The sequence below is a fragment of the Streptomyces sp. NPDC001450 genome (genome assembly GCF_053597295.1).
Genome location: NZ_JBSFHY010000052.1, coordinates 43,191 through 54,186, shown reverse-complemented (window position 1 = coordinate 54,186; position 10,996 = coordinate 43,191). Strand labels below are relative to the sequence as shown.

The 10,996-nt window shown below is 70.0% G+C and carries 8 protein-coding genes; 6 read left to right on the top strand and 2 right to left on the bottom strand.

Going from position 1 to position 10,996, the window contains the following annotated elements; genetic code table 11:
- Positions 1–161: 161 nt before the first annotated feature.
- Positions 162–1,370 carry an Ig-like domain-containing protein gene (locus ACWC5O_RS39675; protein WP_450583210.1) on the bottom strand — a complete coding sequence of 403 codons (1,209 nt, stop codon included), beginning with the start codon at positions 1,368–1,370 and terminating at the stop codon, positions 162–164.
- A gap of 218 nt (positions 1,371–1,588) precedes the next feature.
- Between ACWC5O_RS39675 and ACWC5O_RS39670 the strand changes: the two genes are divergently transcribed.
- The 3 genes from ACWC5O_RS39670 to ACWC5O_RS39660 all read left to right on the top strand — a co-directional run bounded on the left by ACWC5O_RS39670 (position 1,589) and on the right by ACWC5O_RS39660 (position 6,145).
- On the top strand, positions 1,589–2,560 hold the full coding sequence (locus tag ACWC5O_RS39670; RefSeq protein WP_450583183.1) for a nucleotidyl transferase AbiEii/AbiGii toxin family protein: 972 nt from the start codon (positions 1,589–1,591) through the stop codon (positions 2,558–2,560).
- Between the two features lie 361 nt (positions 2,561–2,921).
- A complete protein-coding gene (gene fusA / locus ACWC5O_RS39665) occupies positions 2,922–4,979 on the top strand; it encodes an elongation factor G (RefSeq protein WP_450583184.1) in 2,058 nt (685 codons plus the stop codon).
- A gap of 329 nt (positions 4,980–5,308) precedes the next feature.
- Positions 5,309–6,145, top strand: coding sequence for a class II glutamine amidotransferase (locus ACWC5O_RS39660; RefSeq protein ID WP_450583185.1), 837 nt, complete (start codon positions 5,309–5,311; stop codon positions 6,143–6,145).
- 194 nt (positions 6,146–6,339) lie between these two features.
- Here ACWC5O_RS39660 and ACWC5O_RS39655 read toward each other — a convergent pair whose 3' ends face one another.
- A complete protein-coding gene (locus ACWC5O_RS39655; protein ID WP_450583186.1) occupies positions 6,340–7,629 on the bottom strand; it encodes an ROK family transcriptional regulator in 1,290 nt (429 codons plus the stop codon).
- A 195-nt stretch (positions 7,630–7,824) separates the two neighbouring features.
- On the opposite strand from ACWC5O_RS39655, the gene ACWC5O_RS39650 reads away from it, so the two are divergent.
- Genes ACWC5O_RS39650 through ACWC5O_RS39640 form a run of 3 tightly spaced genes read left to right on the top strand, consistent with a single transcriptional unit; the run spans position 7,825 to position 10,986 of the window.
- On the top strand, positions 7,825–9,150 hold the full coding sequence (locus tag ACWC5O_RS39650) for an ABC transporter substrate-binding protein (protein WP_450583188.1): 1,326 nt from the start codon (positions 7,825–7,827) through the stop codon (positions 9,148–9,150).
- Entirely contained in the window at positions 9,147–10,133 is a 987-nt protein-coding gene (locus ACWC5O_RS39645; RefSeq protein ID WP_450583190.1) for a carbohydrate ABC transporter permease, read from the top strand. The genes ACWC5O_RS39650 and ACWC5O_RS39645 overlap by 4 nt, the downstream gene beginning before the upstream one ends.
- 13 nt (positions 10,134–10,146) lie before the next feature.
- Positions 10,147–10,986 carry a carbohydrate ABC transporter permease gene (locus ACWC5O_RS39640; protein WP_393484755.1) on the top strand — a complete coding sequence of 280 codons (840 nt, stop codon included), beginning with the start codon at positions 10,147–10,149 and terminating at the stop codon, positions 10,984–10,986.
- The last annotated feature ends 10 nt before the right edge of the window (positions 10,987–10,996 follow it).

The window sequence follows — 10,996 nt, the reverse complement described above, 5'->3', positions numbered from 1 at the left end:
GCCATGCATGGGCGAGGACCCTGGACATCCGGCACTGAGCCCGCTCTGCCCTGTTCGCGCCGCTTCATCCGCACGCTCGCCGTCCTTTCCGTGGTGCCGACATGGTGTCGGCCGCCGCCTGGCGGAAGTGATGCAGGTTCCGTGCGTGGAGCGCTGCGGCGTCAGCCGGTCGCGCTGCCCGAGACCCACTCGGTCCACGGCATGTTCCAGTCGCCGAGGCCGTTGCCCGGGGCCACCGTGGCCTTGTCCTGGGAGTTCTTGACGATCACGACGTCGCCGATCAGCGAGTTGTCGAAGAACCATGCGGCGGGCAGCTTGTCGTTGCCGCCGCCCCTGATGTCCTTCAGGCCCACGCAGCCGTGGCTGGTGTTGACCTTGCCGAAGACCGAGTCGGCACCCCAGTAGTTGCCGTGGATGAACGTGCCCGAGTCGGTCAGACGCATGGCGTGCGGTACGGCCTTGATGTCGTACGAGGGCTTGCCGTCCTTCTCCGTGAGGCCGACGGTCGAACCGTTCATATGGACGTGCCTGAACTTCTCGGAGATGACCATCTGACCGTTGTACGTCGGGTGCTCGGGGCTGCCGGACGAGATCGGAATGGTCTTGATCGTCTTGCCGTCCCGTACGACGGTCATCTGTTTCGTCTTGGCGTCGACAGTGCTGATCTGGCTCCGGCCGATCTTGAACGTGACCGTCTTCTGGATGCCCTGACGGGTGAGCTTGACGGTGACGGTGGAACCGGGCTTCCAGTAGTTCTCGGGGCGGAAGTCCAGGCGGTTGTCGCTGAGCCAGTGACCGACGACCTGCTGGCCGCTGCTGGAGCTGACCTGGATCTCCGACTCCACGGCGGCCTTGTTGCTGATCGCCGTGCCGAAGTTGACCGTCACCGGCATGCCCACGCCGACGGTCGAGCCGTTCTCGGGGGAGAGGTGCCCGATGAAGTCGTTGGCCGGGGAGACCGTGGTGATCGTGGCGTTCCCGCTGACGGGGCGCTTCTTGGCGTCCACGGCGTCTGCGGCGACCTGATATCGGGTAGCCGGCGCCAGCGGGCCGTTCGGCTTCCAGGACGTGCCGTCCGCGGACACGGTGCCCGGAACCTCGGCACCGGTCGCGGTAGCGGTCATGGTCACCTTGGTGAGCTGGCCGTCGCTGACGGTGACCTTGACGGGGTCGTTGATCCCGACGTTGTAGGCACCTTCCCCGGACGTGATCTCTATTCGGGCGTCGGAAGCGTCCTGGGCGCCCGTCTGATCTGCCGGCGCCTGCGATTTCTGGGGGGTACCGGGGTTGTTGTCGCCGGTGGCAGCGTTGCTGGTACCGCCGAGCACCGTGAGTGCGAGTACGCCGCCGAGTACGCCGGCCGTAGCCATCTGCCCGGTGCGTCGCTTACGTACCGTGATCAAACGCTTCTCCCATGCCACTGGTCGTTGATTCCCTGGAACTGGTTACCGGAGGAGGGCAACCAGATTCAAAGAACTACTTTTACGCATTCATCCCTCCTTAAGGGAGTGAATTGTGGCGAAGTCCACGCGCCGTGGGGTGCTCTCCTCACCCACCGTTGTCAGTGGCGGACGCTACGGTCTGCCCCGTGAACGGGGAACGAGGCGACGAGTCGGTGAGCCGGCGTGCGGCTCTGGATCATGTGCTGGATCTGATCGCGGACGCTCCCTGGAGCGGAAGCCTGGTCCTGCGCGGAAGCATGGTCATGCAGGCCTGGGTGGGAGCCGCGGCGCGCGAGCCCGCCGATCTCGACTGGGTGGTCCTGGAGCACGCCGCCGGGGTCGATGCGCTGGACCCGTATCCGTACGTCGACGCGCTCGACACGGTGCAGCAGTGGCCGGAGGCCGCCGACGGCGCGGCACGGTACGAGATGTGGACGTACGAGGAGTTCGACACCGCCGGACAGCGGCCCGTCCTGCCACCCGAGGGCCTGCACTGGCTGCCGGACGAGGACCTCGTGGAGTCCGGCCCCCCGTACCTGGACCTGCTCGAACGCGTGGCGCAGCGGCCCTGGGCGGCCCCGGGTGTCTTCCTCGACGCGGAGAAGGCGCGCGTGGACGGCACGTGGACGTACACGGAGTACGACACACCAGGGGTGCGGCTGCTCGTCCCCTGGCAGAGAGAAGGGGCGCCCGCGGGCGAGGTACGGCTGGACTTCGCCCGCGACGAACTGCTTCCCGAGTCCCCGGTGTGGACCCTGATACCGCGCGGCGACGGGGGAGCGCCCACCGCGGTGCGGACCGCGAGCCGGGAGCTGTCCCTGGCCTGGAAGCTGCTGTGGCTGTACACCGACAGCCGGGACGACGGCCGGGCGCAGGGCAAGGATCTGTACGACGCGGTGCTCCTCGCCGAGGGGGAGGGGGCGTCCCTTGCGCCGCGTCTACTGAGGTCGGTCTTCCGGCGTGCGGCGTGCGGGGAGGCGGACGCTCTCCGCCCGGGCGCGGTGGAGCGCTGGGACGTGGACTGGGCCGGGTTCCGGGAGAGGTACCCGTGGGTGCGGGGCACGGCGCAGGAGTGGCTGCGACGGCTCGCCCGGGCGCTGGGACCGATCGGCGCGTGAAAAATCGGTACTCGGTTCCTGATCGCTTTCCCTAGACTCACCCTGCATCGCGCGGCGTTGACACATCTCGGCCGCGCGTTTCGTGACCACTGACACCGAGGGGAGCCGGGCCGTGCGTGACCGTACCGCCGTCGTCGTCCCCCCGTCACGGTCCGAGGTGATCCTGGTGTCCTCGTCCGTCCGGTGCCCGCTGCGCGGCCGGCACCGGATGCCCGTGACGACGCTCTGACCCGGTTCACTCCCAGCTCGCACCACACAGCTCACACCTGCCGGGCGGCGGGTGTCCGAGCCGGGTCCCTCTGCGCCTCCGCACGGGAAATCGCGCTGCCCCTTTTCCTGATCCTCAGAAAGGCCATGGGCCGTGCGTACCAACCTCAGCACCCTCGCCACCGTCCGCAACCTCGGCATCCTCGCCCACGTCGACGCCGGCAAGACCACCGTCACCGAGCGCTTCCTGTACGCGACGGGGACCACCCACAAGCGCGGCGAGGTCCACGACGGCACCACCGTCACCGACTTCGACCCCCAGGAACGCGACCGCGGCATCACCATCTTCGCCGCCGCCGTCAGCTGCGGCTGGGACGGCCACCGCATCAACCTCATCGACACCCCGGGTCACGTCGACTTCGCCGACGAGGTCGAACGTTCGCTGCGCGTCCTCGACGGGGCGATCGCCGTCTTCGACGCGGTCGCCGGCGTCGAGCCGCAGAGCGAGTCGGTGTGGCGGCAGGCCGACCGGCACGGCGTGCCGAGGATCGCCTTCGTCAACAAGCTGGACCGCGCGGGCGCCGACCTCGACCGGGCCGTCGACTCGATCCGGGAGCGGCTGCATCCTGCCCCGCTCGTCGTCCAGTTGCCGATCGGGGCCGAGGACGGCTTCACCGGCGTGGTCGACCTGGTGCGCATGCGTTCCCTGCTCTGGGACGGCGGTGGCGGTACGGCGGTGGAGGGGCCGGTTCCCGAGACACTGGCGGAGGAGGCCCTGCGGCGGCGCCGGGTGCTGGAGGAGGCGGTGGCCGAGCTGCATCCGGCCGCGCTGGAGGAGTTCTGCGCCCAGTCCGCTCTGTCCGAGCCGACCCTGGTCGCCGCCCTCCGGGACCTCACCCGCACCGGCGACGGCGTGGTCGTGCTGTGCGGCTCCGCCTACCGCAACCGTGGCATCGAACCGCTGCTGGACGCGGTGGTGGCCTACCTGCCGTCGCCGCTGGACGTGCCCGCCGTACGCGGTGTCCACGGCGACACCGAACAGCGGCGTTCCGCCGACCCCGAAGCACCGTTCGCTGCCCTCGCGTTCAAGGTGAACGCGGGCGGCATCGGGCGCCTGACCTGTGTGCGCGTCTACTCGGGCACGATCGAGAAGGGAGAAACCGTGTGGGACCCCGGCACGGGGCGCACCGAGCGGGTGGCGCGGATCCTGCGGGTCATGGCGGACCGGCACGTCCAGCTGGACCGGGCGGTCGCCGGTGACATCGTCGCGCTCGCGGGCCTGAAGTCGGCGCGGGCCGGCTCGACCCTCTGCGATCCCGGCGCCCCGCTGCTCCTGGAGCCGCCTGTGGTCGCCGAGCCGGTGGTGTCCGTCGCCGTCGAGGCGCGCCGCAGCACCGACACCGGGCGGCTGGCGACCGCGCTCGCGCGGCTGGCGGAGGAGGACCCCTCGCTGGCGGCGCGCACCGACGACGAGACCGGGCAGACCGTGCTGTCCGGGATGGGCGAACTGCACCTGGAGGTCGCGGTGGAGAAGATCCGCCGTGACGGTGGACCGGAGGTTGTCGTGGGGCGTCCGCGGGTCGCGCATCGGGAGACCGTCGTGCGCGGGGTGAGCGGTCTTGTCCACCGGCACGTCAAACAGGACGGCGGGGCCGGGCAGTTCGCGCATGTCGTGTTCGATGTCGAACCGCTCGGGGCCGAAGTCGGAGCCACGGGCTTCGAGTTCCGGTCCGTCGTGGTCGGCGGGCGGGTGCCGCAGGAGTACGTGCGGGCGGTGGAGGTCGGCTGCCGGGACGCCCTCGCCGAGGGGCCGCTCGGCGGGCACCCGGTGACCGGGCTGCGGGTCACGCTGACCGACGGCTCCACCCATGTGAAGGACTCCTCCGAGATGGCCTTCCGCACCGCCGGGCGGCTGGGACTGCGCGAGGCGCTGCGCGTCTGTGCGTTGGCCCTGCTGGAACCGGTGGCCGAGGTCACGGTCACGGTGCCGCAGGACGCGGTCGGCGGGGTGCTCGGTGACCTGGCCGCGCGGCGTGGCCGGGTCAACGGGTCCGAGAGCCGGGGCGGCTCGGCGGTGCTGACCGCGACTGTGCCGCTGGCCGAGCTGTTCGGCTACGCGACTCGGCTGCGCAGCCGGACCCAGGGGCGGGGCACGTTCACCACCCGCCCGGCGGGTTACGCGCCGGCGCAGCAGCCGGCACCGGCTCGGTAGCCCTGCCCGGAGTGCGGTGGCAGCACCGGCACGCACGTCGCACCCCGCGGCCGTCTGCCGACCCACGACGTCGGCGGCGCAACGACGGGTCGCCCGGGGACCGAGGACGCCAGTGATGGTTCCTCGGTCCCCGGGCCGCCCTCGGCCGGCCGGGAAATCACCCTTGCCGGGCGATGCGCTCACCCGGGGAGCCGGATGAGGTGGAAGACGGACACCGCTGGTCCGTGGCCCGGAAGGCGTGAGGCGACATGACCGAGGACAGCATGACCGAGGACAGAAGGGGCGCGAGTGGCCGTGCCGCTCGGGACCCCGTACGGGGGGCGTGAGCCATGTGCCGTTGGCTTGCCTACTCGGGAACGCCCCTCGTACTCGACGAGGTCCTGTACCGCCCGCAACACTCGCTGATCGACCAGAGCCTGCACGCGCGGATGGGCGTCGAGACCACCAACGGCGACGGCTTCGGCATCGGCTGGTACGCGGAGCACTCCCGCGCCGCCCCGGCCGTGATCCACGACATCGGACCGGCCTGGAACAACCGCAACCTCCGGGAGATCGCGGAGCATGTCCGCTCGCCCCTGTTCTTCGCCCACATCCGAGCCTCCACCGGTACGGCGGTACAGCAGACCAACTGCCACCCGTTCCGCCACGGTCGCTGGATGTGGATGCACAACGGCTCGATCGCCGGATTCCATGAACTCCGCCGGTCTCTCGTGCTCGCCGTCGACCCGGCGCTCTTCCCTTCGATCGAGGGCACCACGGACTCCGAGGTGATGTTCTATCTGGCGCTGACGTTCGGGCTGGACGAAGATCCGGTCGGTGGTGTCGCCCGTATGACCGGCTTCGTCGAGCGAGTCGGACGGGAGCACGGGGTGCCGTCCCCTGTGCAGATGACGGTCGCGGTGGCCGACGGGGAGCGGGTCCTGGCCTTCCGGTACGCCAGCGAGGGCACGCCGAGGTCGCTGTACTACAGCAGCAGGGTGGACGACCTGCGGGCGCTGCACCCCGACGCCGCTTTCCTGCGGGACGTCTCGGACGAGACCCGCCTGGTGGTGTCGGAACCACTGGGTGAACTGCCCGGCGCCTGGAACGAGGTACCGGCCGACACCTACGGAGTCGTCCAGCCGGGCGGGGATCTGCTGCGGGACTTCCGGCCCGAGGTCCCGTGACGGACGCCCCCGGGCGTGCACACCGAGCCGGGCGGAGGGCATGCGGGCAACAGGCTCATGGCCGGCGCGCTCGGCCGTCGCCGACGGGCTCCGTACCAGTGCCGGCCGGGGTGCGCCACCTGCCCGGCAGGCACACGAGCCCGGACCGGCGGCTGCCCGGGCAGTGCCGGCTCGGACATGTGCCGACGGACCTCTCACGCCAGCCGTCCGTCCACCGCCGCCCGCCAGGCCGGTGCCTTCACCGGCCGCGCCGCGGGCCTCGGCCGTTGCCCGCCCCGCGCGAAGAACGCCGCCAGCGGAAGGACCGCCGCCCCCACGGTGACCGCGTCCGGTCCGAGCCGGCCCAGTTCGATGCCGACCCGGCCCGCGGGGAAGCGGAGGGCTTGCGCGAGGGCGTGGGCGCGGACCTCGTCCAGGAAGGCGCCGCCCAGCTGGAGGCCCGCCCAGCCGCCGATCAGGATGCGTTCGGGCTGGAAGAGGTTGATCAGGTCGGACAGACCGGCGCCCAGGTACTCGGCTGTCTCGGCCAGGACGGCCGCCGCCACCGGGTCGGACTCGCGGTCGTTCGAGGGGCGGGCCGCGGCGAGCAGTTCGGTCAGGGCCCTCTCCTCGCCTGCCCCGGACGACGGTTGCCCGCCCGCCTCCCGCCAGCGTGCCACCAGCGCCTCCGCGCCCGCGTACGCCTCCAGGCAACCCCGGGCACCGCACCGGCATCGGCGTCCACCGACCCGCACCGTCAGATGTCCCCACTCCACCGCCCGTCCTTGGGCTGCTTCCTCCGTGACCACGCAGGCGCCGACTCCGGAGCCGAAGAGGACGACCACGGCGTTGCGGGCGCCGCGACCCGCGCCGAACCACATCTCGGCCTGACCCAGGGTCTTGGCGCCGTTGTCGATGAAGTACGGGATGTGGGGTGGGAGTTGGCCGGTCAGGCGGAGGAGTCGCTCCAGGGGTAGCGCGTCCCAGCCGATCGTCTGGCCGTGGACGACGGCGCCCTCCTCGCCGGCGTCCTCGATGATGCCGGGCACGCCGATGCCGACGCCGAGGAGGTCGTCGGGGGCGAGCGCGGCCGTGCGGGACACTTCGGCGATGCCCTCGTGCACATGCCCGACCACGGCGTCGACGTCGTACCCGCGTGGACCCAACGGGCTTTCCGCACGGGCGAGTTCGCGCAGTCCGAGGTCGAAAAGCTCCACGCGTACCCGGGTCTCGCCCACGTCGACCCCGATGAGCCGGCCGCTGTCCGGCCGTATCCGCAGCAGTCGTCGCGGGCGGCCGGCGTCGGAGCCGACGCTGCCCGCCTCCTCCACCAGGCCGTCGGCAAGGAGTTCGGCCACGACGTTGCTGACGGAGCCCGAACTCAGCCCGGTCGCCGGGCCGAGGGCGTGCCGGCTCATCGGGCCGTCGAAATACAACCGTTGCAGAACGGCGCTGCGGCTCTCCCGCCGCAGGTCACGCACCGTACGGCCGCCCAGCCCTGCCACCCGACCTCCCTGGTCCGCGCACATTTGTGGCCCGCCGGAGCGGATGCCGTTGCCGGATCCCTTGACGGGCGATTCTCTTGAGGTTTAACTCACATCCTAAATTAAGCCATGAGGGGCTTCGAGGGTCGAACGGGTGTCGGCTTTTGCGAGCAGCCCCTCGGGGTTCTCGACCCCCGGAAAGGGACACCAGGAGCCATGCGCAGCATCCGAGCCGCGGCCGTAGGCGCCGTCACCATGTCTCTCGCCCTCGCGGCTACGGCCTGCGGAGGCGGTTCGTCCAGCGGCAGCGGGTCCGGCGACTCGCCGAAGACGCTGACCTACTGGGCCTCCAACCAGGGCGCCAGCATCGCCGTCGACAAGAAGGTCCTCCAGCCCGAACTCGACAAGTTCGAGAAGCAGACCGGGATCAAGGTGAAGCTGGAGGTCGTGCCCTGGTCCGATCTGCTCAACCGGATCCTGACGGCGACCACGTCCGGTCAGGGCCCGGACGTGCTGAACATCGGCAACACCTGGAGCGCCTCCCTGCAGGCGACCGGCGCACTGCTGCCGTGGGACGCCAAGAACTTCGGCAAGATCGGCGGCAAGGACCGGTTCGTGGACTCCGCGCTCGGGTCGACGGGCGCCCAGGGCAAGGACCCGGCCGCCGTACCGCTGTACTCGATGGCGTACGCGCTCTACTACAACAAGCAGATCTTCGCCGACGCCGGCATCTCCAAGCCCCCGGCCACCTGGGACGAGCTGATCGCCGACGGCAAGAAGATCAAGGCGAAGGGCAAGTCGGTCCTCGGCGCCGAGGGCTCGAACGTGTCGGAGAACATCCACCACGTCTTCGTCTTCGCCAAGCAGCACGGCGCCGACTTCTTCACCGCCGACGGCCAGCCGGACTTCACCAATCCCAAGGTGGTCGACGCGGTCAAGCAGTACGTCGACCTGATGGCCCAGGACAAGGTCATCCCGACCGGCGACGCCGAGTACGCGCAGAACCAGTCCGTCAGCGACTTCGCCAAGGGCAAGCAGGCCATGCTGCTGTGGCAGTCCGCCTCCGCCAACCTCAAGTCCCAGGGCATGAGCGAGGACGCCTACGGCATCGCCCCCGTGCCCGTGCAGTCCGGCACCCCCGGCGCCGGCGCCCAGACCAACTCGATGGTCGCCGGCATCAACATCGCGGTCTTCAAGAACAGCCACAACCTGGACGGCGCCACGAAGTTCGTGAAGTTCATGACCAGCGACGCCGAGCAGAAGACCCTCAACACGGCCTACAGCACCGTTCCGCCGGTCAAGGCCGCCCAGCAGGACTCGGCGTTCAACTCCCCGGCCACCGCGGTGCTGAAGAACACCCTCGCCACCAGCGCTGCCGCGCTGCCGCAGGTCGCCGCCGAGTCGCAGTTCGAGACGACGGTCGGTACGGCTGTCAAGGAGCTGTTCGCCGACGCCGCCGCCGGACGCGCGGTGACCACCGACTCCGTCAAGGCCAAGCTGGAGAAGGCCCAGCAGCAGATGCCGGCGGCCCGAACACGATGACCACCACCGCTCTGAAGGAGCCGGTGCGCGAGACCTCCCCCGGCGCGGCGCGCGAAAACCGCCGCCGCGCCGGGCGGATCCGCCGCATCGGACTGCCGTACCTGCTGCTCCTGCCCGCCCTGCTCCTCGAACTCCTCGTCCATCTGGTGCCGATGGTCATCGGCATCGTGATGAGCTTCAAGGAACTCACCCAGTTCTACATCCGCGACTGGGGGACCGCCCCCTGGTCCGGCCTCGGCAACTACAGGCTGTCGGTGGACTTCGACGCGCCCGTCGGCGAGGCGCTGCTGCACTCGTTCCTCGTCACCGTCGGCTTCACCCTGCTGTCGGTCGGCCTGTGCTGGCTGATCGGCACCGCCGCCGCGATCTTCATGCAGGACACCTTCCGCGGCCGCGGTCTGCTGCGCGCCCTGTTCCTGGTGCCGTACGCCCTGCCCGTCTACGCGGCCGTCATCACCTGGGTGTTCATGTTCCAGCACGACAACGGCCTGGTGAACCACGTCCTGCACGACCAGCTGCACCTCACCGACAAACCCTCCTTCTGGCTCATCGGCGACAACAGCTTCTACGCCCTGCTGACCGTGTCCGTGTGGAAGGGCTGGCCGTTCGCCTTCCTCATCGTGATGGCCGGGCTGCAGAACATCCCGCGCGAGCTGTACGAGGCGGCCGCGCTGGACGGCGCCGGGATGTGGCAGCAGATCCGCCGCATCACCCTTCCGTCCCTGCGCCCGGTCAACCAGGTGCTGGTCCTGGTCCTGTTCCTCTGGACGTTCAACGACTTCAACACGCCGTACGTGATGTTCGGCAAGGCCGCCCCCGAGGCCGCCGACCTCATCTCGGTCCACATCTACCAGGCGTCCTTCGTCACCTGGAACTTCGGCACCGGATCCGCCATGTCCGTCCTGCTCCTGCTGTTCCTTCTGGTCGTGACCGGCCTGTACCTCCTGTTCACCGCGCGCGGACGGAGGGCCGCCGATGTCTGATCCCAGCTACCCGATGGCGCCGCCCCGTTCGTTCCTGTGGTCCCGGCGGATCTTCCTCACCCTGCTCACCGGCTTCGTGCTGCTGCCGGTGTACGTGATGGTCTCCAGCTCGCTGAAGCCGCTCGCGGACGTCACGGGCAAGTTCCGCTGGCTGCCCAGCGGGCTGACCATCCGCCCCTACATCGACATCTGGTCGACGGTCCCGCTCGCCAAGTACTTCGTGAACTCGCTGATCGTGGCGGGCGCGGCGACCATCTGCTCGGTGGTCATCGCGGTGTTCGCCGCCTACGCCGTCAGCCGTTACGAATTCCGCGGCAAGCGGGTCTTCACGGTGACCGTGCTGTCGACGCAGATGTTTCCCGGCATCCTCTTCCTCCTCCCGCTCTTCCTCATCTACGTCAACATCGGCAACGCCACCGGCATCGCCCTGTTCGGCTCCCGCGGCGGCCTGATCCTGACGTACCTCACCTTCTCCCTCCCGTTCTCGATCTGGATGCTGATCGGCTACTTCGACTCGGTGCCGCGCGACCTGGACGAGGCGGCGCTGGTGGACGGATGCGGCCCGCTCGGCGCGCTGCTCAGGATCGTCGTGCCGGCCGCGATCCCCGGCATCGTCGCCGTCGCCGTGTACGCCTTCATGACCGCGTGGGGAGAGGTGCTCTTCGCGTCCGTCATGACCAACGACACCACCCGCACCCTCGCCGTCGGCCTCCAGGGCTACTCCACCCTCAACGACGTGTACTGGAACCAGATCATGGCCGCCTCGCTCGTGGTGAGCGTGCCGGTGGTCGCCGGGTTCCTCCTCCTGCAGCGCTATCTCGTCGCCGGTCTGACGGCGGGCGCCGTCAAGTGACCAACACCCT